Source organism: Arcobacter sp. ISO1, assembly GCF_058105185.1.
On the sequence record NZ_CM176573.1, the window covers coordinates 1,060,959 to 1,086,087 of the forward strand.

Genomic DNA, 25,129 nt, shown 5'->3' on the forward strand with positions numbered 1-25,129 from the left:
CTTTACCTCTCTATTTATGCTATAAATTCTTTAATCTCTTGAATTTCCTCTCCTATATAAATTAAAAAATTTTCTCTTTTTTTATTTTCCTCAATTTCATTAATCTCAAAAAAATCATCTACATATTGAACTACATATTGTGAGTTTGAATCTTCAAATTCAACTATACCTTTTACTCTTAATATATTTTTAGGGATATTTTCTAAGTTTTTTTCAAACTTTTTTCTATCTAATTTTTTATTCACATTTTGTTTGATGCTTGAAAGATTATCTTCTAAGTGTGTTCTAAAATTTGTTGTTTCTTCATTAAACTCATTTGAAATATGATTTGTTGTATTACTTAGTTGTGCACTATTTGTTACAACAAGGGGATTTATACTACAGTTTATAGTTTTTATAATATTTGCACATCTATTTTGGGTATGTAGTTTATTTTCAATTTCTTTTATTTCCATCTCTTCTACTAAGTCAATTTTATTTAGTAAGATGACATCAGCTGCTCTAATTTGATCTTTAAAAACTGCATAAGAATTTAAAAGTTTGTCATAACTTCTAGCATCCACGATTGATATTATAGACTCAAATTCTATTAAATCATTAAGTTCATCTATTTCAGATAAAAGGTTAAAAGGATTTGCAACACCAGTTGTTTCTAAAATAACTGTGTCAGGAATTCTCTTTTCAAAAAGAGTAGCGATTGCAGTTCTTAATTGTCCTGTTAAAGAACAGCATACACACCCTTCATCTATTTCTACCATATTATAATCATAATCTATAAGTTTACCATCAAGACCAGTTTTCCCTATTTCATTTTGAATTATCCCTACAAATCTACTATTTTGATTTTCAAATTCTATAAAGTTTTGTAAAAAGTTTGTTTTCCCTGAACCTAAGAATCCAGTTACAACTATAAGTTTTGGTTTCAAAGATTTATTTTTTGAACTTAAATACTTTTTTAAATCTAAATTGTACTTAAACCAAGAACCAGATGTTAAAACTTTAAAAAGTAAGGATTTATTTTCAACTTTTTTATTTTTGGAGTCTTGCATATATACAATATGAAATTCAAGTTTAGTGCATAAAACATCATTGTTTTTACTTTGAATCCCTTCTTTATCATAGTAAACCGCCTCAACTTTTGATTTTTTTATATCAAAACTTATAGGCTCTTTTTTACTAATTCTAGTTAATAATGTATTGAAAAAATTGAAAAAAGGTAAGATAAATTTAAAAGCTGGAAAGTTTTTATCCATAGCATTTGGTCTGATGATATATTTTTCATTTGTTAGATTATTAATATCCTCAATACCATCTTTTAAAAAAGTTTTAATTCTATTTAGAGTTTTATATGTGATTTTTAAACTGTTTTTATTTTTTAAAATATTTATTTTGACTTTAGCAATTTTAAAATTTAAGAAAATCTCTAAAAATGATGGAAAACCTTTCACTTTTTCAATAAATTGTTCACTATTTACAAGGTATTCTTCAATTAATGATGAATTTTGCAAATCTTTTTCATTTGGAGATGGGAAATAGTATAAATTAAAAGTACTTTCAAAACTATCTTCTTTTTCAATATTTTGAGTTTGGATGAAACCATACACTCCTTTTTGACTTTCAAATTTTAATGTCCAACACTCTTGGGAGTCATTATATTGATGCATACCCTTATAACCAGTTACCTTTTTTAATATGGGATCATAATTTGCTTTTATTAATATTGTCCTAATGAGTGAGTTAAAAGCTGTTTGTGAACCATCAAAATCTATAGGGTAAAAATCTTTTAGTTTCATAATAGACTCCTTTTTATTTAGATGTTATTACTTATCCAAAAGTAATAACATCTCCATTTCCTAAATAAGCTTTACTTTTTGATTTATATTGAGCAGTTCCTTTTACAATAGGATATCCTGCTTTAATAAATTTTTCTGCTGTTAATAATCCTGTGCAGTGATTGCATCCAATTTTTTCAAAATTCCATTTTTTAAGGGCAAATACTAAATCATCATATTTTGGATCCCAATCATCAAATGGAGAGATGTGTAAACCTCCATAAATGCCATGCATTTGGTCTTTATCATATTTAAGCTCTTTATATGCAGTGTTTGCAAATTTGATAATACCTTGGTGGCAACATCCGGTGATACTTACTAAACCTTTATCTTGAATATTTGCATAAATAGATTGTTCACCAAATACTCTACAAATAATTGGAACATCAAATACATAAGTCGCAAGTCCAGGTTCTAATTCATAAAGACCATTTTTTGCAACTATAAGCTCACCTTTATGGCCTGAGTCTTTTATGTATTGTAATCCTTCTTTATAAAATCCTTCAGGAATAATCACTTTTAGATTTGGATTATATTTCATAGCAACAGGGAATCCCCAAAAGTGATCAAAATGCTCATGTGAGATAATTAAAGTATCAATCTCCCCACTTTCTAACATTTTATCAATACCTTCTCTTTTGAATGACTCATCCATCCAATTATATGCCCAACCTACATCAAGAAGATATTTTTTTCTAGTACCATCTAATCTTTCAACATCAATTAATGCGGCAAAGCCACCTGCATTTTCAGGACTTATCGAATTCTCTTTTGTAATTTCCCAAGCTTCATCTAATTTTTCTGGAAGTAGGTGTTTGATTTTATTAATACCTCTTTCATAACTTCCTTTTGCTAATCCAGTCCCATCACCAAATGGAGGCCAATTAAAATCATATTGGTTTACAAGTAAGCCACCAGCACCTTTAATATCTCCCATTAAAGTTGCATTGTCAAACCAACTTGTTTCACTTATATTGGTTACTTTTACACTTTTTAAAGCACCAAAGTCTGTCATCTTTCTTTCCAAGTCTGGAAAGAATATCTCTCTCATTGGAGAATAAGAGAATAAACCCATTGCTGCAAGTGCACCAAGTCCTAAACCTGTTGCTGAGCCTTTTATAAAGTCTCTTCTTGATTCGTTGTTTGAAGTAGTTGTTTTCATCTCATCCTCCTTTATTTAAATATAGTTAGGGCATCACCCATTGTAGGTAAGAGATAGACAATAACAAAATATGTAGAAATACCAAGGACTGTCCCAACAACTAATCCTAAATTAAATCTAGGGGTAATTCTAATCTCATCTTTATCAACTTTTCTACACTCTGTAACAGTTTGTGGTGATAATCTCCATCCTGGCCAATTATCCATAAACCAGTGATTAATTAGCATAATATTAATTAGCCAAATCATTGGAATCATTGGAAATTGTTGTGGGTGTGAGAATCCTTTTTGTGTCCCTAAGAATAGATGCGAAGTTTTATAATAAACATAATAAATTGCAATCGCAGCTACAATAGTTATAATATTTCTAAGTAAAACATTAATTGGTTTAGAATATTTTGTAACACAATCTTGCATATAGAAATGAATATATAAAGCTGGCACTAACCAAAATATTGCCATTTCTCCAACGTGTAACCATCTCCAATCTGGAGACATAATCCTTCTTGTTCCTCTAATTGCTTCACCCCAAATCAATTCTTGTGCAAAGTAAAGAAAGAAACTTAATGCCATTGCAATTAGTATAATTCCAAAAAATGAAGAGACTCTTCTTATCCAATTAGTTTTAATTAGAGAAAATGGATATCTTTCCCAAATTGTTTCATACATCCAAACAACAACAGTACAACACATAATCCAAGCAATATTAAAATTCCCATGAACTGTATTTGCAAACTCTTCCCACCAAGGTGGTGCAATAGCAGTAAATGATTGCCATGGGTCAAATAAAATAGCCATATGTGAATGAAAAGCTACAAAATATACAATCATACTTAGAAGAAAAGTAAACATTAATATTGTAAAACCTTTAATTGGCTGTTTTAAATTCTCCCAAGGTGAACTTTCCGCTGCTACAACCCATGCAGGACTTAGCCAAGAGGCAATAGCTGCGAACATTAAAATAGCTTGAGCAGAATACTCTTCTGCGTAAAAAGGAACTATTCCTAACTCTTCTAGTTTTTCAGGACTAAAATATGCAATAGCATAATCTCCTAAAATCGTTTGGAAAAAAAACTCCAATACAATTGCAAAAATAAAAACAGTCAAGGTTGTAAAGATTATACCTTTGAGTAAAGGGTTTGTATTTCTTAACCATTGTCTGTTAAATGGCCAAAAGTCAAAAATATATGCAATCCAAATCATGATAACTAGAAGCCATCTACACCACATATATCCAACATATGGTGTATACATTCTCATAAGTCCTCTAGGATCTTGGAATATCCACCATGATGCGTAAAACAAAAATAAGACAAAAGCAGTAGTAAGAATAAGTGGCCAAGGACCATCCCATCTTTTTTCAAGCTTTCTCTCTTCTACAAAAAGTTTATCTTGCATGACATCCTCCTTTGATATAACTTTTTTTCTAATCTAATTATAAAAAAAGAGTGTCTACTAAATGTCTAAATAGAGTTTTAAAGTATAGTTTGAATTGTCTATTAAATGTCTATTCTTTAATTGGAAGTTTTATCGTAAAAGTTGCCCCATTTTGCTCATTGTTACATACTGTTAAATAACCTTTACAATTATCTTCAATGATTGTTCTTGACATACAAAGGCCAAGACCTGTTCCGTTTGTAGAAGCTTTAGTTGTAAAATATGTATCAAAAATTTTTTCTATAAGATGAGGTTTTATTCCTCCTGCATTATCACTAATTTTCAAATAGTTAAAATTTTCTTTTGTAAATGTTTTTATCTTTATTTTTCTATTGATTTTATTGTTTTCTATAAAAGCATCTTCTGCATTTTTAAGTATATTTAAAACTACTTGTTTTATCTCATTTTCTAAAGTATAAATTGTTTCATGGGATTCAAATATGGTTTCTAATTCTATGTGGTTGTTTAATAAAATAGGTTTTATGATTTTTAATGTATTATCAACAATATCTTCAAAACTTGTTAAACTCTTTTGTTTATCTAGTTTGAAAAAATTTCTAAAATCATTTATTGTATCTGATAAGTGTTGTGCTGATTCTTCTATTAAGTACAATTCTTCAAGAAATTCTTTTTCATTAAACTCATTAGTTAATATCTTCCCATATAAAAAACTTGTGGTTGCAGATATTGACATTAGTGGTTGTCTCCATTGATGGGAAATCATATTTAGAATCTCTCCCATTTGCGCAAGCCTTGCTTGGTATTGAAGTTGTCTATCTTTTTCTCTTAAAATTTTTACTTGATTTTCTATTTTATTACTAAGAGTATCGTTTAAATTTGCAAGTTCTTCTTGAAATTTAACTTTTTTATTTATATTTGTAGCAATCCATAAGACTTCTTGATTATTTTTTATTACATCGCCTGTGATTTTTATCCAAATTGGATAATTATTTTTATGTTTAAATTTATATTCTAAATCTAAAGAATTACTTGTTAATACAGTATCAAATGCTATTTCGCCAAATTTTTCAGAAGATTCATCTGAAGTGTGAAGTATTTTTGCATGTTGGTTTATTAGTTCTTCATATTTATATCCAAGCATATTGCAAAAAGTTTGATTTAGTTCTAGAATTTTTCTATTTTTATCAACAATTAAAATCCCTACGCCACTATTATTAAAAATATGTTCAAACCATTTTTCATTATTTTTCATTATTTCTTTTCCAAATTTAGTTCATAGCCTTGAGCATATTTTGATCTAATAATACGACTACCTATTTTTTTATTGAGTCTAGATATTAATCCTCTAACTCTTTTATTGTCATTATAGTTATCATTAAATACTTCTAATTCAATTTCTTCACTTGAAAAAATAGCATGTTTAGAAGAGCTTAAAAGCTTAATTAATGTTATTTCATTTTTTGTAAGTTCTATATATTTAGAGTTTTTTTGTAACGTTAATGTCTCTAAATTCCATTTAAAATTGTCAGCTAAATTTATTGAATGGCTGTGTTGAGTTAGATTGTATATCTTATCTATGATTTTTTCTATTATATTTTGAATTTGATTAAATTTAAAAGGTTTTAGGATATATCCATCAACTCCATGGGCTATACATTCTAAAAGATATTCACTATTATCATAAGCAGAAAAAACTACAATATAAATATTTTTATCAAAACTTCTTATATTTTTAATCATTGATAATCCGTCCATTTTAGGCATATTTATATCTGTAAAAACAATATCTATATTATTTTTTTTGATTTTTTCTAAACCCTCTTTACCATTTATTGCAAGTGTAATATGTGGGAAATAGATACTTAATGCTTTTTTAGTTTGTTGCCTAACCTTTTCATTGTCTTCTACATAAAGTATCTTTAAATTTGAACATTTTTCTTTTAATAAATTTAAATTATTTATTTCCATCTAAAAATCTTTCTAGAATAATTTTAGCTGCTAGAGAATCAACCCTTCCATCTCTTTTATATTTTATCTCACCTTTCATAACTTCCTCCGCTTCAATAGAACTCATATTTTCTTCTTGAAACTCATAAGGAATTTCAAGTTCAAGTAGGTTTACAAAGTGAGTAATTCTTTTTTGCATATCAGGGCTTGCACTAGGAAATCCAACAATAAGTTTTTCTATTTCCCACTCTTTTAAAAAACTATTTACGTCATTGGCAGCTTGGTTTCTATTTTTTCTCAAAATAGCATTTTGGGGCGTTACAATTGTACCTGTGAGACTGATGGCAACACCTATTCTTTTAAGTCCGATATCAATAGAAGCTAGCTTCAAATAGTATCCTTTAGATAAGTTTGGATACTATTATACCTTCAAAAAAATAAATCTAGGAAAACTTAGTATGAAATTAGCTGTTTTTGATTTTGATTCAACACTTATGGATGGTGAAACTATTGATTTTTTAGCAAAGCCTTTAGGTCTTGAAGAAAAAGTCGCAAGTATTACTGAAAAAGCGATGGCTGGAGAACTTGACTTTTTTGAGTCTTTAGTAGAAAGGGTATCTTTACTAAAAGGTTTAGAGTATTCTAAAGCTGTAGAGATCTGCAAAGAGTTACCTTTAATGCCAGGTGCTTATGAACTAATTAGTGAACTTAAAAAGCAAGATTATAAAGTGGTTTGTTTCTCGGGTGGTTTTAGAATAGGAACCTCACCAGCTAAAGAAAAGTTAGGTTTAGATGCAGATTTTTCAAATATTTTACATGAAAAAGATGGTATTTTAACTGGTCTTGTTGGTGGAGATATGATGTTTGGCTTTTCTAAAGGTGATATGATTCAAAGAGTTCAATCAATGCTTGGTGTTACTAAAGAGAATACACTAGTTGCGGGTGATGGAGCAAATGATGTTTCAATGTTCCCATATGCTTCAAAAAGAGTTGCTTTTTGTGCAAAAGATATTTTAAAAAAAGAAGCTAATATTATTGTTGATGAAAAAGATTTAACAAAAATATTAGATCATATATAGGAGATACAATATGAGTTTAAAAGAGGATATAAATTTTTCATTATGGTGTGATTTTATAGAAAGAGATTTCTTAGAAAATAGATTTCAAACTCTTATCAAAGATGAAGTTATTCATGGTGCAACATCGAATCCTGCAATATTTGAATCTTCAATTACAAATTCTGTTGCCTATGGACAACAGTTTGAGATGTTAAAGGCAAATGAGCCAAAAGTTATTTATGAAGAGCTTGCTATAACAGATATTAAAAGAGCTGCAGAATTATTAAATGACCTTTATTTAGAGAGTACAAATGATGGGTTTATTTCAATTGAAGTAGATCCTGCTTTATGCGATGATACCAAAGGGACTATTGAAGAAGGTATGAGATTAAATTCTCAAATTGGCGCTGAAAATGTAATGATTAAAGTTCCAGCAACTAAAGCTGGGTATGAAGCTATGAGAGAATTAACAAGTGCTGGTATTCATGTAAATGCTACTTTAATATTTTCACCAGAACAAGCAAAAGAGTGTGCAAAAGCCTTAGACGAAGGGATTAAAGCATCAAATAAAGATATCAAAGCAGTAATCTCTGTATTTGTTTCTAGATTTGATAGAATGTGTGATTCTGAATTTAGAGCAAAGGGTTTAAAAACAGGAAGACTTGGAATTGTAAATGCAGCTAAGTGTTATCATGAAGTTGAGAAAATTGCCAATGAAAATATTAGAACCTTATTTGCAAGTACAGGTGTAAAAGGTGATGACTTACCAGGAAGTTATTATGTTGATAGTTTAATTTATCCAAATTCTGTTAATACTGCTCCACTATCAACAATTGATGAATGGCTAGAAAATGGTTTAAAAGAACCTAGTAAAATCATCACAGAAAGTGATTGTGATGAATTTTTCAAAACAATAAAATCAAGTAAAATTGATATTGATGCTGTTTATGAAAAACTATTAAATGATGGACTTGAGTCATTTAAAGACTCATTTAAAGACCTATTACAAAAACTTCAAAAAAACTAATTAAAGAAACCCAAGGTTAAGCTTTGGGTTTTTACTATTTAGCTTAAGAATATTTTAGATAAAATCATCACTATTTAAAAATAAGGATAAGCTATGAATACTTGGAATCCTAGCTCTTGGAGAGATTTTCCAATAAAACAACAACCAACATATACAGATTTAGAGAAACTTGCTAAAGTTGAAAAAGAATTAGCAACATATCCTCCACTTATTTTTGCTGGAGAGGCTGAAACTTTAAAATCAAAACTTGCAGATGTAGTTAGAGGTGACGCTTTTTTACTTCAAGGTGGAGATTGCGCTGAATCATTTAATGCTTTTAATGCAAACAATATAAAAGATCTATTTAAAGTTATGATGCAAATGGCAGTTGTTTTAACTTTTTCTGGGGGAAAACCAGTTGTAAAAGTAGGAAGAATTGCAGGACAATTTGCAAAACCAAGATCTGCTGATTTTGAAGAGATAAATGGTATTGCCTTACCTTCGTACAGAGGTGATATTATCAATAATGTAGATTTTACCCAAAAAGATAGAACACCAAAGGCGAAAAGGCTTTTAAAAGCTTATAATCAAAGTGCTTCAACACTAAACTTGCTTAGAGCATTTGCAAGAGGTGGTATGGCAGATTTACATCAAGTTCATTCATGGAATTTAGATTTTGTAAAAGATAATACCCTTGGCGAAAAATATGACCAATTGGCAGCGAAAATCTCTGAAACTTTAAAATTTATGGAATCATGTGGAATTACTAGTGAAAACACAGCTCAATTAAGCGAAACAGTACTTTATACTTCCCATGAAGCTTTATTATTAAATTATGAAGAGGCTCTTACTAGAAAAGATTCATTAAGTGGTAAGTGGTACGATTGTTCTGCCCATATGTTATGGATTGGTGATAGAACAAGACAATTAGATGGAGCACATTTAGAATATTTTAGAGGTATAAATAATCCTATTGGATGTAAAGTTGGCCCTTCTATGCAAGAGGATGAATTAATTGAATTAATTGATGCTTTAAACCCTGAAAATGAAGCAGGAAGATTAAATCTTATTGTTAGAATGGGTCATGATAAAATTGCTGACAAATTCCCAAATCTTTTAAGAAGAGTAAAAGAAGAGGGTAAAAATGTTGTATGGTCATCTGATCCTATGCATGGAAATGTTGAAAAAGCACCAAATGGTTATAAAACTAGAGACTTTGATAATATTTTAAGTGAAGTAAAACAGTTCTTCCAAATCCATAAATCAGAAGGAACAGTTGCAGGTGGTATTCACCTTGAAATGACTGGACAAAATGTAACAGAGTGTACAGGAAGTAAAAGTTCAGCTATTACAGCAGATGGACTTGCTAGTAGATATCATACTCAATGTGATCCAAGATTAAATGCAGATCAAGCATTAGAATTATCATTTATGATAGCAGAAACATTAAAAGAAGCTAGAAAATAAGGAAAAGGGGCTGCCCCCCCTTTTTTTTCTTTTTTTTTAGTTAATAACTTTGGTTAAATTACATATACCTTTGAATTGTAAAGATGAGTTTGTATCTTTGATAAATTTTTTTGGGGTAATATTTGTAAAAGATTTAAATTCTCTAATAAAATGAGATTGATCTGAAAACTTATATTCAAAAGCTATTTCACTAAACTCTAAATCAAATTGTCTGTATTTTATATAATCTAGAACACTGTAAAACCTACCAAGTCTACTCAAGTTTTTTGGAGTCAATCCACTATATTGTTTTACTTTTCGTTCTAACTGTCTAACTGATAAATTTTGTTCTTTATAAAACTTTTCAAGGTTACCATCTTTGTATAATTCATTTACAAAAAAAACAATTTCGTCACTTTTAAAGTTAAACTTATCAAATAAATTAATAAAAAAACTGTTAAGCATAGTATAAACAACATTTTTATTATTTTTGCAAGTATATAGTCTCTCTAAAAATGTTTCATCGAAATCCAGAGAAAGTTCATCAATGGTATAAATCTTATTTTCTAGTTGATTAGCTGGAATATTAAAAAGTTTATAGAATAAACATGGATTTAATTGAACATCTATTAAATTAATATTATCACTAATTGTATCTATGTGACTATTTACAACAGGAGGTATAATATAAATACCTTTTTTAATAACTCCATTTTTATATATAGTTAAATCCATATAACCATCTAATACAAAACAAATTGTCGCACAACCATCAGGTAATATATTTCTAGTATAAAAATTTTTACCTTGACCTTTGCCTTCCAAAAACCAAAAGACCTTTATCCAGTCTTTTAGTTTTTCATGGGGAAGGAACATTTTTGATGAAAACATCTACATTCCTAAATTAAAATGAATATGTAATTGTAGCGAAAAGACTCTCTTCATCAGATTGAGCATTTACATCTGAATTAAATTCTGTATAAGATAAGTCAAGAGATAATGAACCAGTTGCTAATGCAAAATCCTTTGTTACACCAAGAATAAAGTTATTTCCTATGTCCTCCATTGATCCAGCACTTCCATGTAGTGTTAATAAATCAAAATCATATGATGTAAATCCTTCATAGTAATCAAACTTGTTTGCATCATTTTCAGCATAAACTGCCCAAACATATTTTCCTCCAATTGATAGTTTATCAATCGGATATACTAGCTCTAAAGCAGCTTCGTCTAAATATGGAATATCTTTTGAATTTGGATAAAGAAACCTTGTATAAGAAATAGTTGTTTCTAAATCTCCAAAGTTTGTCCCATATCCCATATATAAATCTACTTCAGAATCAGCATCAGCACCTTCAAACTCTACATTTGAGGCCCAAATTCCACCAAAAAAACCTTCATACACTGCTGTAACTTCACCAAATATTGCACCTTTATCGTTTGATTGGGTCATACCTCTAGAGATATAGTTGTTTGTTGCTGTAATACTTGTAAAAACATCTACTTCATTTGCATTTGCACATGTTAAAGAACTTATTGCAAGTGTAGAACTTAATACTAAAGACTTGATTTTTTTCATTGTTTTCCTTATTTTGAAATTTTAAAACTCTATTAGTTTAGCATCCCCATAAATATTTAAAAGATAGGCTGTGTGTAAAAAAAAGTCAGAAAATATATCAAAAATCATAAAGTGACATAAAAGTGTCGTTTTTCTTCAAATTTAATACTTAAACAATTTATTTACAGTTATTTGTATATTATTTATACAAAAATGTCGTTTTTTTTCTATACTTGAAGTTTTTTTCCTTTTATAATCTCACAAATCATTTGATTTACATGATTAAAAAAGGAGTTAATTTGAAAAGCACTTATTTAAATTTAGCGTTAAAGTTCTCTGCAGGTTTACTTTTAACTGCATCAAGTTTGTATGCAACTGATTATACAGAAGCAAAAAATATTCTTGATACAAAATGTGTAGCCTGTCATACAGGAAATACAAAAGATGGCTTAAGCAGAATTTCTGAACAAAGAAAAACTGTTGAGGGTTGGTATATGACACTTGCAAGAATGCAAATGCATAATGGTCTTTCTTTGACAAAAGAAGAAGAAAAAAGTGTGATTAAATATTTATCGGATACTCAAGGTTTAACTTATGAAGAGAGTAAACCATATAGATATGTACTGGAAAATATTCCTAATTACCAAGAAAGTATTGATGATCCATTATTAGCTGAAATGTGTGCAAGATGTCATACTAGTGCAAGAATAGGCTTACAAAGAAGAAGTAGTGATGAATGGTATAACTTAGTAAATTTTCATTTAGGTAAATTCCCAACACTTGAATATCAAGCATTATCAAGGGATAGAGACTGGTTTGAAATTGCAAAATCAAAAATGGTTCCATATTTAACTAAAAAATATGGTATTGATAAAGAATTTATTTTAGAAAAAGTAGACATTAAAGGTGAATGGATTTTATTTGGTCATAAACTTGGAGATGGAGATTTTACAGCTAAAATGAACTTAAAAGAGATTTCAAAAGACAAATTTGAAGTAACTTTAAATGGAACATTTATAGATGGAAGAACTTTTACTTCAACTGGAGAAGCCTTAGTTTATAGTGGATATGAAATAAGATCAAGTTTAGATATAGATGGAGTTTCTTACAAGCAAGTATTTGCAGTTAATCCTAAAACATTAGAATTATCTGGAAGTATGTTTCAAACAATTCACCCAGAAGAATTTTCTTCTATAAATGCAGTTAAAACTAGTGATACAAAAACAGCTATTTTAGGTCTTAGTCCTATATCAGTTAAAGCTGGTGAGACTAAACTAATTACTGTTTCTGGTAATAATCTAGATAAATCTATTAGTTTATCAAAGGGATTAAAACTAAATAAAATAGTTGAAAAATCTTCAAATAAACTTGTATTAGATGTTACAGCTAGTTCAGATTATAAATCAAAACAAATTGATATAAAAATTGGTTCTACAAATTTTGAAGATAAATTAACTGTTTACAAAAAAATTGATTCTTTAAAAGTTTTCCCAAGTTATGCAATTGCAAGAGTTGGTGATGGTGGTGGAGCTATGCCAAAACAACATTCAATTTTTGAAGCAGTGGGTTATTTAGCAGGAAAAGATGGAAAAATTGGGACAGCAGATGATATATCTTTAGGAAAAGTAGATGCAAAATGGAGTGTTGCTCCTTTTGATGAAAGAGCAAAAGAAGATAAAGATGTTAAGTTTACTGGAACTATGGATTCATTTAGTGGGAGATTTATTCCATCATTTGCAGGACCAAATCCAAAAAGAAGATTTGGAACAAATAATGCAGGAAACTTAAAAGTAATTGCTACATACAAAGATGGTGCAAATACATTAGAAGCTGATTCTCATATGATTGTTACTGTGCAAAAGTGGGTAAACCCTCCAATTAATTAGGAGATTAATATGAGTAATAATGAAATAAAAATAAATAGACACAATTTTAGAATTGTTAAAAAAGATGAAGAGAATTTACTATTCCATGTACCTAGTACCTCTTTATTTGAAGTTGATGAAACAAATGAGAGATTGATAAATAGTTTAAATAACAAAGAGTTTAAAATCTCTGATTTTACAAATGAAGAATTAGCAGAATTAGAAAAGTTAAATATCATTGGAAAAGAAGATAAGCAAGATTACATTGAAGTTAAAAACTTCCCTGCAACAACACTTATTTTAAACATTGCATCAGGGTGTAATCTTAGTTGTACATATTGTTATAAAGCAGATTTGGAAACACTTGATAATAGTGGAAATATGACTTTTGAAACAGCAGTTGCAGCAGTTGAACAATTGTATAAAGGTGCTCCCAATCAAAAAGCTTACAATATAACTTTTTTTGGTGGAGAGCCATTAATCAATTTTGAGTTGATTAAAAATGTAGTTGAGTATTGTGAAAACTTTTTTAAACAGAAGAGTGCTTTAGTAGATTTTACAATGACAACAAATGGAACTTTGCTAACAAAAACCACAATTGAGTTTCTAAAAAAACATAAATTTGGTTTAACTATTAGTATGGATGGACCTAAGTTTATTCATAATAAAACTAGACTTACAAATGCAGGGACAGGAAGTTATGATGCTGTGAGAAAAAAAGTAGAACTTCTACTTAGCATGTATACAGATAGACCTATTGGAGCTAGAGTTACTTTAACAAGAGGTGTAACTGAAATAGAAGAGATTTGGGATCATTTATTTAATGAACTAAAATTTAGTGAAGTAGGCTTTGCACCTGCTACTGCAAGTGACAATGCAATTTTCAATCTAAGTGAACATGAACTAATAAAAGTTTTTGAATCTTTTAAAGCTATGGGTGAAAAATATATTGAATCAGCCTTAGAGGGAGATTTTAACGGTTTTTCAAATCTTCATAGATTATTAGGTGATATTCATGCAGGAAGAAAGAAAAAACTTCCTTGTGGTGCCGGTGTTGGTCTTTTATCAGTTAGTTATGAAGGTAGTTTTGATTTATGTCATAGATTTACAGGGAGTGATTTTACAAATTTTGGGAATGTAAAAACTGGACTTGATAAACCAAAACTTTCAAATTTTATTGAAAAAAGATTGAACACAAATGATGGAGATTGTTCAACTTGTCATATTAGAAATTTATGTGCAGGTGGATGTTATCACGAAAGTTATATTAGATACAACGATCCAACAAAAGCAGTACTTCACTATTGTGACATTATGAGAGATTGGATTGACTTTGGATTATATGCATATTCAAAAATCAGAAACAATAATCCAGAGTTTTTTGACCTATATTTTAAAGAAGAAAAAGGAGATGTAAATGGGCTTATTTAAACCTTTAAACCCAAAGGCTGATTTATTAAATAAATCAATCAAGGAAGGTAAAGAGAAAGAAGTAGTTGCTATGCAAAGTATTGTTGGATGTACTTCAACATTTGATCCAGGTTGGGAAGTTGATGCCTTTGGTGGAGTTGCAGGACTTTGTCAACCTATGGAAGCAGACCTTTATGGATGTTCAGATCCATGTTGGTGGCCAACACAAGTTCCAGATACAATGAATAATCCTGGTTGGACATCAAAAGCACCATCAACTACAAAAGATTGGAGAAATCTAACTTCAATCTATCCAATTGAAAATAAATAAAAGAGGTTAACATGAAGAAAATTTCAATATTAGCAACAATAATACTTAGTATTTTTATTAGTGGATGTAGTTTTACTCAACCCCAAAATATTACCTCAAAAGAAAGTTTAGAATTAAAAAAAGATAGAGATTATTTAGCAACGGTAGGAAGAACAAATGATCTTTATATAGTTGATGGTAAAACAGATGAGTTATACAAATCTTGTAAACTAAAAGGTTCTTATAAATCAGGAGGTTTAGTAATATCTCCAGATGGAAATAAAGCTTATGTTTTACAAGATAATTGGCAAGCTATTTATGGTTATGATATGAATACTTGTGAGAATTTTTTCAGAGCAAAATTATCTTATGATAATGTTAGAGCAATGTCTATTTTTTCATTTACATTAAGTAAAGATGGGGAAAAACTATATACAATCTCCAATCCTACTGAAATACAAACAGATAGATATAAAGTATTAGATCCTGCATTTAAAACATTTAACACTTCGGATGGTTTAGATGCAAAACCAGTAAATAGTTTTAAAGCACCTAGACAAGTTACTATTATGGCAACTGCAGATGATGGTAGTGTTTATGCTTCTGGTTCAAATCTTTATAAAATAAATCCAGAGAAAAAAGAAGTTTCAATTGCAGCTAAGTTAAGACATTGGGGTAAAGCAAACTATTCTTCACCTGATACTTTAGCAATGTGGCCAATTGGAAATGTTTCAAATGAATTTATGCTGATGTATACAGCTGCAAAATTTCCAAATAGTGATATGAATATGGATGAGGCTAAATTTGTTTGGGGAGCAACAAGACTTGATTTAACTACAGGAAAGATTGAACAAGAAGATTTTGCACCACTTGAAACTATTATGTTTACAGGGATTACTCATCCAAATGACTCAAATATTTTATATGGTGTTTTGACTGACTTAACAAAGTTTGATAGAAAAAATCAAAAAGTTATAAAAAGAGTTGATTTAGACCATACTTATTATTGTATAAACTTTGCAACTGATGGTTCTAAATTATATGTTGGAGGGGCATTAAATAAAATTGCAATTTATGATCCTGAAACTCTAGAACAAATAAAAACAATAGTGTTGCCTGACGGTGATGTTGGTGCTGGAACATTACAAGTTTTTAGAGCCTTATAATTATGAATGAAAACAAAGCTTTTAATAGTTTAAAACTATATATATCTAAAGAAAAAAAAGCTATATCTTTACTACTTGGTATCTCAATGATATCAAGTGGTATTGCAATTATTCAACCTTTATTGATGCAAAAGTTTATTGATGAAGCTTTGATATTAAAAGATTTAGATAACTTTTATTTCTTTGTTCTTTTAATAATAGGTATTTCAATAGTTGGTATAGTTCTTTCTATTATCTTACAGTACAAATATACCTCACTATCTGTGAAAATTTTATATAAATTAAGACTAGATATTTTTGAAAAAGTATTTTTTAATACTAAACTATTTTTTCAAAAAAATCGCGTTGGAGATTTACTTTCAAGACTTGAAGGTGATATAAGTGAACTACAAAGATTTGGACTTGATTCTATTTTTGCGTTATTTTCTGCTACTTTAGGACTTATTGGTGCTTTAGTTATTATGTTTTATTTTGATACAACTTTGGCTTTATTTGCCTTGATTTTATTTCCAATTGAGTTTTTTTTATTAAAACCTATTTATCCCAAAATGCATGATATTACTAAAGAACTTCGGCAAAGTACAGCACTAATAGGAAGTTTTATAATAGAATCATTTAGATATGTCAACTTTTTAAAAAAATTTAATGAAGTGGGAAATAGAAAAGATATATTAAATAAACTTCAAGACCAAAATAAAAATAAAATCCTAAAACAACAAAAGATACAAATAGTCTTTACTCAAATTCCAGTAGTTGTTAGTTTGATTGCCAGAACAAGTTTAATAGTTTATGGAGGGTTAAAAGTGATAAATGGTCAATTATCAATTGGAGAATTAATTGCCTTCTTAAGCTATTTTTCTATGGTTCTCTCCCCTGTTCATACTTTATTGGGGATATTAAATAATATTCCCAAATTAAAAGTTAGTATAAATAGACTTAATGAAATTCTTCCAAATGAAGAGATGAAAAAAGTTATAGTAGATTTTCCTAAAAATTCAGATATTACCTTTAAAGATTTCGGTTTTTCATATCCAAGTTCACAAACACTATTTGAAAATCTAAATTTAAAAATAAGTCATAAGGAAAAAGTTGTAATAACTGGAATAAATGGTATTGGAAAAAGTACATTAATTGATTTGCTTTTAAATTATTTAGAACCAACAAAGGGACAAATTTTAATAAATGATATAGATAGTAAAACAATTGATTCAGAAATTTTACAAAGTAACATTGGATTAGTTGAACAAAATCCTGTAATATTATCCGTTAGTCTAAAAGAAAATCTTTTATTAGCAAAAAAAGATGCTAGTAATGAAGAGATAAAAGATGCTTTAATAAAAGTTGGATTAGAAGAGTTTACTAATCATTTAGACAAAATACTTGCTGAAGATGGGAAAAGCCTATCAGGTGGTCAAAAACAAAGAATCTCTATAGCTAGGCTTATTCTACAAAATCCATCAATAATCATTATGGATGAGCCTACATCTTCTCTAGATAAAAGTTTTGTTAAATTAATTGATGGTTTAATTGATGAAAACTTTGCTGAATCAACTAAGATAATAGTATCTCATCATAATTACTTTAAAAATTCAATTGTTTATGAAATATCTGAAAACAAAATAAAAAGAGTTGAAAATGAGTAAAGATATTTATGTAGCCATAATAGATAGTGGATGTAAGTTTAAAACCTTTGAAAATTATTCAATTCAATTAAACAAAGATAATAGTTGCGAAATAAAAGAGATTGAAAATATAAATTTTGAACATGGAAATGTGATAGGAAATATTATAAATGATGAGAATATTTTTATATACGATATTCAAGTTTTTAATGAACAATTAAACACAACACCTGTTCAAGTTTATGAAGCACTAAAGCTTTTATTAAATAAGAAGGTTGATGTAATAAATCTAAGTCTTGGTTTTAATCAAAACTATAAAGAGATTAAAGAAGTTTGCCAAAAACTTTTAGAAAAAGGTATAACAATAGTTTGCTCATATCCTAGACGCTCACGTGATGATGTATATCCAGCTTCATATGATGGCGTGATTAAAGTAACTAGTGAAGGAATGTGTAGTGATGATAAAGTTGTATCATTGTTTGCAGATAAACTTTTTTTTGGAGCAAATCCTTTCTCTTCACATAAAGAAGTAGTAGGTTCTAGCGTAGCTGTCTCAAAGTTCACAAGTGAGTATTGTAAGTATTTAAAAAGAGGTTTCTCAAAAGAGCAAATTTTAGAAGAATTTTCAAAAAGGGTAGTAGATGAGCCATATAAATAATTTAAATAAAAAAATCGCAGTTTTAGGAGCTGGAATAGCAGGTGTTACAACTGCAATTGGTCTTAAAAAACTTGGATTTGATGTAAGTATTTATTATAAAAAAAGAGTGTTTACAGCTTATGAAGGTTTTAGTGAAAAAACGAAAGATGGCTTAGAAATGATTGATTGTTTAAATGCTGCAAAAAGTTTAAATACTAAATCTTCTAGAAACTCAAATTGGGCTAATATATCAAAAAGTGTAAATTATGAATATGTAGTTTGTAGAGATGATTTAGATAATGCATTATTAGAAGATGCCAAAGATTATGATATAAAATTGATTGAAAAAAGTATAACTGGAAAAATTGATGAAATAAAAAATATTTTAGAAGTAGATTTTGTAGTCGATGCAAGGGGTAGGTTTACTCCATATAAAAATGAATATATTTCAGGCCCTAAAAGTTTTTCTATATTGCAAGAATTAGAAATAGTAAAACATGATGAAAATAAAACATCAATTGATTCTATAAAGGATGGTTGGGTTTGGCAAGCATATGTTGGGAAAAATAAAGCCTATTTACAGTTTACTTGTGATGAAAAAACAGCTAACAAAATTAAAAACTTTAATGATGTATTGTCATTTATAGAAAAAGAAGACTTGAAATTATGGACACTACAAAACTATAAATTAAAAGGTAATCTTGTAAAAAGGGATTCATATAGTAAAGTACATAAAAAAATAATAACTGATAAGATGATATTAGTTGGTGATAGTGCATCTAGTATTGACCCACTTTCAGGTAATGGAGCTTTTCAAGCTATGAGTATGTCAAGTATTGCTCCATATGTTATAAATACAATTTTAAATAAAAAAGAAAATAAACAAATAGCTATTGATTTTTACAAAAAAAGAGTTAATTATATATTTGAAAAATTTTCAAATGTAGGGAAAGAATTTTATTCAATGGAAACTAGATACGATAGTGATTTTTGGAAGGCTAGACAATTATGGCCTAAGTCTATAGAAAAAACATATAATGTAAAAATTGAAAATGGAGCAATTGTTAGTGGTGGTTTCATTGAACCTAAAGAGGTTGTTATCACAAAAGATAATCCTTTGGGAATATATTTTATAGGAGATATAGAGATTGTATCTTTGGTAAAGTATTCTCTTTGTAATTCAAAAGAGAAATCATTGATTTTTTTTGAAAAATTTTGTGAAAGTTTTGATGAAAATATAAAAAAGCTTTTAAGGCTATGGCTTAGTAAATATAAAGTTTTATAAAGATACTTTTTTATAAAAAAGTATCTTTATAAATTTCTTCATTCCAAGCAACTAAAACTTTATCATCATATTCAATTACTGGTCTTTTAAATAGCATAGGTTCTTTAACCAACCATTCATATTTACCATTTTCATCAAGATTTAACTCTTTTAATCCTAAGTTTTTATATTTTGTACCTTTTGAATTAAATAGAATATTTATATCTGCTTTTTGTGTCCAAGTTTTAACTTTTTGGGCACTAGGAGTTTCTTTTTTAAAATCAAAGAAATCTACTTCTATATTGTTTTCTTTAAAAAATTTAAGTGCATTTCTAACGCTACCGCATGTTTTAATTCCATAAACAGTAATATTCATTATTAGTCCTATTCTATAATTTTTGGTACTATAAAATACCCTTCTTCACTTTGCGGTGCATGTTTTAGGATATGCTTAGACATCTCTAAATCTTGTTTAGATTCATCCTCTCTTAAAGGTGTACCACCTTCTATAGTGCTAAATGTAGCTTCAATATCTGATACATCAATTTCATTTAAATTCTCAACAAAATTAATAATATCAGCAAGTTCTGATTTTAAACCCTCTTTTTTAGAATCATCAATCTCTAAACTTGAAAGTTTTGCTAATTTATCAATTAACTTATCATCAACTGTCATTATTTTCCTTTATACTTTTTAAGTATTAAAATGGCTGATATTTTATCGAAAAAGAGTTTAAATCTTTAATTTACACCTCTTTTTGAATAAAATTCTTTTTTGAATTCATCCCAATTATTGCCTAAGATTGCAGCTCTTGCTTGTTTCATTAAATTTAAATAGTAATGAATATTGTGTAATGATGCAAGTCTAAAATATGTAATCTCTCCAGCTCTAAATAAATGGTTCATATATGCTCTTGTAAAGTTTTGACATGTATAACAATTACACTCTTCATCTATTGGTTTTTCATCTTCTTTGAAGCTTGCTTTTTTGATATTTACTCTTCCAAAACTAGTGAATAGGGTTCCATTTCTTGCATTTCTTGTAGGCATTACACAATCAAACATATCAACACCACGCTCAATATTTTCTATCAAATCTTCAGGTGTTCCAACTCCCATAAGATATCTTGGCTTATTTTCTGGCATAAATTGAGTAGTCCATTCAACTGTGTCATACATATCAGCATTTGGTTCACCAACACTTAATCCACCAATTGCAAAGCCATCATAATCTTCCAAGGCACAAAGTTGTTGGGCACTCATTTTTCTAAACTCTTTGTCTGTTCCCCCTTGAATAATTGCAAAGATATTTTGATTTAGTCCAATACCTTTTTCTTGCTGGCTTTTATGATAAAGAATTGCTTCTTTTGCCCATTTTGTAGTTCTTTCAATAGATTTTTGAATTCTCTCTTTTGTATTTGGAAGAGCTACTAAATCATCTAAGATCATCATAATATCACTTCCTAAATCGTATTGTGTATCAAGTACGCTTTGTGGTGTAAAGTAATGTTTAGAGCCATCAATATGTGATTTAAACATAATCCCATTTTCATCTGGCTTGCTATTGTCACTTAACGAAAATGCTTGAAATCCACCACTATCTGTTAAGAAAGAGTTTGGAAATTTTGAAAACCCATGAAGTCCACCAAATTTTTTAATTATTTTACTTCCAGGTCTTAGATAAAGATGGTAGGTATTTCCAAGTATGATTTTTGCTCCCATGCTTAACATATCATTGGCATCAAGAGCTTTTACTGTTGCTTGTGTTCCTACTGGCATGAAAACTGGTGTTTCTATTGTACTATGAGCTGTTTTTATTGTACAGGCTCGAGCTTTATTTGCATTTGCATCAATATTAAATTGCATTAATTTTATTCCTTATTAAAAATATTATTATATCGAATCTTCAATTTAAAATCTATTTTGACTTTACAAATAATTAATGAATAAACATTTATAATCTCAAAAATGGTATAATTTTTTTTAAAATTAAAAGGAGAATTGATGAAAATAATTAGAATTTTTATAATAATAATTTTCTTAGATATATTTTCCTTTGCTTCTGAAAAATTAAATTATGTCTATCACTCAAATATTGGTATCTCAAGTGATGCAGGAATCTTATCAAAATTTAAAGATAGAAATGTTGCAGTAAATTCATGGCTAAAAGAGGTTGCAAAAACTGAAAAAATGAAAATAAATATTAAAATCTACACTGATAATGAAAAAATTTTAAAAGATTATATAAATAAAAAAATGAACACAATTGTCATAGATTCTGTTACTTATTATCAAAATAGAGATATATTAGACCCTTTAACATATAAAAAGTGGGGAGTTTCTTTAAGTAAAAAGAAAAGATCAAAATATTATCTTATTGGGAACGGGGAAAAAAAATTAAAAGGTTTCAAAGACTTAAAAAATAAAAAATTAGTTTTAAAAAATAATGATAAGATTGCAAATATTTGGCTTGAAAAAAATTCTTTAACAGTAAATAAAAAATCATCAAAAAAACTTTTATTGGAATTAAAAAAAGAAAAAAATGATAGAAGAGTTGTCTTTAATGTATTTTTTGGAAAATCAGACTATGGGATTATAACAAAAAAGGCTTGGGAATTTATAGTTAGTTTTAATCCAGCAATTAAGAAGAAAGTAAAGATTTTAGATATGTCAGAAAATATTTTTATAGATAACTTTGGCATTTATGCAAAAGATTCTGATGTACCTTCAAGGGAATTCTTCTTTAAAAAAGGTAAAAACCTACAAACTTTAAAATCAAAAAAAGTTTTAAAAATAATAGATATTTTAAAACTTGATGCTATTTTTATTATTGAAAATGAGAGTTTAAAAGATTTAAATAGTTTTTTTAAAGAGTATTTTGAATTAGAAAAGAAATATAATTAATGAGATCTACATTATTACTTAAAATCTTTATCCTTATATTTTTTACAATGACTATTATTTTTGTATTTTTTGCTTACCAATTTATCTTTACTCAAAAAGAGGCTATTTTAGATACTCAACAAATTAAAGCAAAAAGTATTGCACAAAATATTTACATCTCCAACAGTGATGCTATGGTTGTTGAAGATGAGATTACACTTTTAGAATCAGTACAAGATTTTGTTTCTTTAAATGAAAATTTAAAATCTATTACAATCACAAGGGATCATGGAAGTAGAATAATTGTAAAAAAAGATAATTGGAGTCTAGTAGAAAAAGAACGATTAGGTGATGTAAAGATTGAAAGAGATTTTTCATATGCAATTGTTGATTCAAAGGAGTATAATAAAGAGATTTTCAGGTATGTCTTTCCAGTATATTTCAATGGTATAATTTGGGGAGATTTAATTTTAGAATTAGACTTACTTGAATATCAAGAACAAGTTAAGAATATTGATAATAATGCAATAACTTTAGGTATAATTTTACTTTTTACTTCTTTAATTATTTCATATACTTTAGCTAAAATGATTACCGCACCAATTATCCAGTTTAACTCTATAACAGAAGAGATATCAAAGGGTAATTTATCTATGAAAGTTGATATTCAAACTAATGATGAGATAGGAAGATTAGCCCAAAGTTTTAATAAAATGGTTACTGCTTTAAGTGAGACTCAAAAAAGATTAAAAGAGTCTCATTCAAAACTTGAAGAGAGGGTTGAACAAAGAACTAAAGAGCTTAATGATTTAAATGAAAATCTAGAAAAAAGAGTTGATACTGAGATTAGAAAAAGACAAGAACAAGAACAGTTATTAATTCAACAATCAAAACTAGCTTCAATGGGTGAGATGATTGGAAATATTGCCCATCAATGGAGACAACCCTTAAATGCTTTAAGTTTAGTGATGCAAAATATTCAATTTGCCTATGAGTTAGATGAGTTAGATGATGATTTTATGGAAAAATCTGTAAAAAAAGTAAATCTATTGTCGAACAATATGTCAAAAACGATTGATGATTTTAGAAACTTTTTTAAACCCGATAAAGAGAAAGAGATTTTTGTTTTAAATGATATTGTTAAAAAAACTCTAGATATTGTTGATTCTACCTTTGAACACCATAATATTAAAATAATACAGAACTTTGAGAGTAAAATTAAAGTATTTGGTTTTCCAAATGAGTTTTCACAAACTATTTTAAATATCATGAATAATTCGAAGGATGCATTTAGTGAAAATTCAATAGCAAATGCTAAGGTGACAATTACTGTAAAAAATGATAAAGAGTATGGAATTGTTAGTATTGAAGATAATGCTGGAGGAATCCCTCAAAATATAATAAATAAAGTCTTTGAACCATATTTTACAACAAAAGAAGAGGGTAAAGGTACAGGGATTGGTTTATATATGTCTAAAATAATAATCGAGCAAAATATGGAGGGTAGATTAAACGTGAGAAATAATGAGAATGGTGCATTGTTTACAGTCAAGATACCTTTATATAAGGAATTTAATATTGAAAAGAGTTGATAAGAGTTTATTTGAAAATTTAACAGTCCTTTATGTGGAAGATGATGATATGACTGTTGAGGAGATTAGTTTTTTTCTTAAAAAATGTGTAAAAAAACTTTTGATTGCTAAAAATGGCCAAGAGGGTATTGATTTATTTAAAGCCCACGAACCTGATATTGTAATTTCGGACATCCAAATGCCTATTAAAAATGGTTTAGAGATGAGTGAAGAGATTTTAAAAATAAAAGAAGATTTTCCTATTATTTTAACAAGTGCACATAGTGATGGGGATTATTTAATAAAAGCAATTGAGCTTAAAATTGAAAAATATCTTTTAAAACCAATTAATATGATTGAGATGTTAGCTGTTATTCAAAAATCATTAAAACTTGGCAAGCAAAATGAATTATGTGATGATTTTGATGATTACGTGCAATTTTTACTTGATAGTAACCCATCTTTTATGTTCATTCTTCATGGGGAAGAGATTGAATATATTAGCAAAAAGTTCATGGAGCATTTGGGTCATGAAAATATTAATTCTTTAAAAGAAGCAAGTAAGTTATGCAAAGATGTTTTTTCTCTTGAAAATCTAGAAGAAGATGAAAACTGGATTGATCATATTGTTCAAAATAGTCATAAAAGTCATTTAGTATCAGTAAAAAAACCTGGCCATCATTTAAAAAGTGAATTTTTTGTTACCCATAAGTATTTTAAAAGTACAAATAAAAGTGTACTTGTTTTTATAGATACCCAAGAGCAAAAATTAAAAAAAATTGAAAATATTACAAATCATATATTGAGTCAAAACTTAGAAAAAAAAGATTATTTAAATGCTCTAGAAAAAATAAATAAGATAAGTACTTTATAAAAATAATACAAATGTAACATCAGGGTCATATGTTATAGAATTAATTAATATAAAATGAATTAAAAAAATAATAAACTTATAGTAGTTAGTAGTTTCAAGTTTTGGAAATACTAGATTACAAT

Annotated in this window: 24 protein-coding genes; 13 read left to right on the forward strand and 11 right to left on the reverse strand. The window is 28.1% G+C overall.

The features are described from left to right. Window positions 1-14 precede the first annotated feature (14 nt). The 6 genes from AC2TY9_RS05285 to ruvX form a co-directional block, all read right to left on the reverse strand. Window positions 15-1,793 (reverse strand): CobW family GTP-binding protein, encoded by a 1,779-nt coding sequence (locus AC2TY9_RS05285; RefSeq protein WP_489779889.1) that lies wholly within the window; start codon window positions 1,791-1,793, stop codon window positions 15-17. 31 nt (window positions 1,794-1,824) lie between these two features. Continuing rightward, the gene (locus AC2TY9_RS05290) at window positions 1,825-2,994 is read right to left on the reverse strand and encodes an MBL fold metallo-hydrolase (protein WP_489779890.1); all 1,170 of its coding nucleotides are present in this window, start codon (window positions 2,992-2,994) and stop codon (window positions 1,825-1,827) included. A gap of 11 nt (window positions 2,995-3,005) precedes the next feature. Further along, window positions 3,006-4,391, reverse strand: a complete 1,386-nt coding sequence (locus AC2TY9_RS05295; protein WP_489779891.1) for a hypothetical protein — start codon at window positions 4,389-4,391, stop codon at window positions 3,006-3,008. Window positions 4,392-4,500: 109 nt separating this feature from the next. Next, window positions 4,501-5,643 (reverse strand): PAS domain-containing sensor histidine kinase, encoded by a 1,143-nt coding sequence (locus tag AC2TY9_RS05300; RefSeq protein ID WP_489779892.1) that lies wholly within the window; start codon window positions 5,641-5,643, stop codon window positions 4,501-4,503. Continuing rightward, entirely contained in the window at window positions 5,643-6,359 is a 717-nt protein-coding gene (locus tag AC2TY9_RS05305) for a response regulator transcription factor (protein WP_489779893.1), read from the reverse strand. The genes AC2TY9_RS05300 and AC2TY9_RS05305 overlap by 1 nt, the downstream gene beginning before the upstream one ends. After that, the gene (gene ruvX, locus AC2TY9_RS05310; RefSeq protein WP_489779894.1) at window positions 6,346-6,729 is read right to left on the reverse strand and encodes a Holliday junction resolvase RuvX; all 384 of its coding nucleotides are present in this window, start codon (window positions 6,727-6,729) and stop codon (window positions 6,346-6,348) included. The genes AC2TY9_RS05305 and ruvX overlap by 14 nt, the downstream gene beginning before the upstream one ends. A 67-nt stretch (window positions 6,730-6,796) precedes the next feature. On the opposite strand from ruvX, the gene serB reads away from it, so the two are divergent. The 3 genes from serB (at window position 6,797) to AC2TY9_RS05325 (ending at window position 9,869) form a co-directional block, all read left to right on the forward strand. Next, window positions 6,797-7,417 carry a phosphoserine phosphatase SerB gene (serB, locus tag AC2TY9_RS05315; protein ID WP_489779895.1) on the forward strand — a complete coding sequence of 207 codons (621 nt, stop codon included), beginning with the start codon at window positions 6,797-6,799 and terminating at the stop codon, window positions 7,415-7,417. A 10-nt stretch (window positions 7,418-7,427) separates the two neighbouring features. Next, a complete protein-coding gene (locus AC2TY9_RS05320; protein WP_489779896.1) occupies window positions 7,428-8,423 on the forward strand; it encodes a transaldolase in 996 nt (331 codons plus the stop codon). Window positions 8,424-8,516: 93 nt separating this feature from the next. Continuing rightward, a complete protein-coding gene (locus AC2TY9_RS05325; protein WP_489779897.1) occupies window positions 8,517-9,869 on the forward strand; it encodes a class II 3-deoxy-7-phosphoheptulonate synthase in 1,353 nt (450 codons plus the stop codon). Between the two features lie 36 nt (window positions 9,870-9,905). Here the strand turns inward: AC2TY9_RS05325 and AC2TY9_RS05330 are convergent, their stop codons facing one another. Next, complete coding sequence (locus AC2TY9_RS05330) at window positions 9,906-10,739, reverse strand: helix-turn-helix domain-containing protein (RefSeq protein WP_489779898.1); 834 nt, start codon at window positions 10,737-10,739, stop codon at window positions 9,906-9,908. A 13-nt stretch (window positions 10,740-10,752) separates the two neighbouring features. After that, window positions 10,753-11,427: a TorF family putative porin gene (locus tag AC2TY9_RS05335; protein ID WP_489779899.1), complete on the reverse strand. Its 675-nt coding sequence runs from the start codon at window positions 11,425-11,427 to the stop codon at window positions 10,753-10,755. Between the two features lie 278 nt (window positions 11,428-11,705). On the opposite strand from AC2TY9_RS05335, the gene peaA reads away from it, so the two are divergent. From peaA to qhpG, 7 genes are read left to right on the forward strand one after another with little or no spacing between them, the layout of a single operon-like run. Beyond that, the gene (gene peaA / locus AC2TY9_RS05340) at window positions 11,706-13,292 is read left to right on the forward strand and encodes a quinohemoprotein amine dehydrogenase subunit alpha (protein WP_489779900.1); all 1,587 of its coding nucleotides are present in this window, start codon (window positions 11,706-11,708) and stop codon (window positions 13,290-13,292) included. 9 nt (window positions 13,293-13,301) lie between these two features. Further along, the gene (peaB, locus tag AC2TY9_RS05345) at window positions 13,302-14,702 is read left to right on the forward strand and encodes a quinohemoprotein amine dehydrogenase maturation protein (RefSeq protein ID WP_489779901.1); all 1,401 of its coding nucleotides are present in this window, start codon (window positions 13,302-13,304) and stop codon (window positions 14,700-14,702) included. Continuing rightward, complete coding sequence (qhpC, locus tag AC2TY9_RS05350) at window positions 14,689-15,012, forward strand: quinohemoprotein amine dehydrogenase subunit gamma (protein WP_489779902.1); 324 nt, start codon at window positions 14,689-14,691, stop codon at window positions 15,010-15,012. The genes peaB and qhpC overlap by 14 nt, the downstream gene beginning before the upstream one ends. Before the next feature lie 11 nt (window positions 15,013-15,023). Beyond that, on the forward strand, window positions 15,024-16,157 hold the full coding sequence (gene peaD / locus AC2TY9_RS05355) for a quinohemoprotein amine dehydrogenase subunit beta (RefSeq protein ID WP_489779903.1): 1,134 nt from the start codon (window positions 15,024-15,026) through the stop codon (window positions 16,155-16,157). A gap of 2 nt (window positions 16,158-16,159) precedes the next feature. Next, complete coding sequence (locus AC2TY9_RS05360; protein WP_489779904.1) at window positions 16,160-17,800, forward strand: ABC transporter ATP-binding protein; 1,641 nt, start codon at window positions 16,160-16,162, stop codon at window positions 17,798-17,800. Next, the gene (qhpE, locus tag AC2TY9_RS05365; RefSeq protein WP_489779905.1) at window positions 17,793-18,437 is read left to right on the forward strand and encodes a subtilisin-like serine protease QhpE; all 645 of its coding nucleotides are present in this window, start codon (window positions 17,793-17,795) and stop codon (window positions 18,435-18,437) included. Before AC2TY9_RS05360 ends, qhpE begins: the two co-directional genes overlap by 8 nt. Beyond that, the gene (gene qhpG / locus AC2TY9_RS05370; protein WP_489779906.1) at window positions 18,421-19,701 is read left to right on the forward strand and encodes a flavin-dependent monooxygenase QhpG; all 1,281 of its coding nucleotides are present in this window, start codon (window positions 18,421-18,423) and stop codon (window positions 19,699-19,701) included. The genes qhpE and qhpG overlap by 17 nt, the downstream gene beginning before the upstream one ends. 10 nt (window positions 19,702-19,711) lie before the next feature. Here the strand turns inward: qhpG and AC2TY9_RS05375 are convergent, their stop codons facing one another. From AC2TY9_RS05375 to tgt, 3 genes are all read right to left on the reverse strand, one after another. After that, window positions 19,712-20,056 (reverse strand): arsenate reductase family protein, encoded by a 345-nt coding sequence (locus AC2TY9_RS05375; protein WP_489779907.1) that lies wholly within the window; start codon window positions 20,054-20,056, stop codon window positions 19,712-19,714. Between the two features lie 8 nt (window positions 20,057-20,064). Beyond that, entirely contained in the window at window positions 20,065-20,355 is a 291-nt protein-coding gene (gene gatC / locus AC2TY9_RS05380) for an Asp-tRNA(Asn)/Glu-tRNA(Gln) amidotransferase subunit GatC (RefSeq protein WP_489779908.1), read from the reverse strand. A 65-nt stretch (window positions 20,356-20,420) separates the two neighbouring features. Further along, a complete protein-coding gene (tgt, locus tag AC2TY9_RS05385; protein ID WP_489779909.1) occupies window positions 20,421-21,545 on the reverse strand; it encodes a tRNA guanosine(34) transglycosylase Tgt in 1,125 nt (374 codons plus the stop codon). A gap of 138 nt (window positions 21,546-21,683) precedes the next feature. On the opposite strand from tgt, the gene AC2TY9_RS05390 reads away from it, so the two are divergent. From AC2TY9_RS05390 to AC2TY9_RS05400, 3 genes are read left to right on the forward strand one after another with little or no spacing between them, the layout of a single operon-like run. Next, on the forward strand, window positions 21,684-22,583 hold the full coding sequence (locus AC2TY9_RS05390; RefSeq protein WP_489779910.1) for a PhnD/SsuA/transferrin family substrate-binding protein: 900 nt from the start codon (window positions 21,684-21,686) through the stop codon (window positions 22,581-22,583). Then, on the forward strand, window positions 22,583-24,154 hold the full coding sequence (locus tag AC2TY9_RS05395; RefSeq protein WP_489779911.1) for a HAMP domain-containing sensor histidine kinase: 1,572 nt from the start codon (window positions 22,583-22,585) through the stop codon (window positions 24,152-24,154). Before AC2TY9_RS05390 ends, AC2TY9_RS05395 begins: the two co-directional genes overlap by 1 nt. Continuing rightward, window positions 24,141-25,007, forward strand: a complete 867-nt coding sequence (locus AC2TY9_RS05400) for a response regulator (protein WP_489779912.1) — start codon at window positions 24,141-24,143, stop codon at window positions 25,005-25,007. Before AC2TY9_RS05395 ends, AC2TY9_RS05400 begins: the two co-directional genes overlap by 14 nt. Window positions 25,008-25,129: the final 122 nt, after the last annotated feature.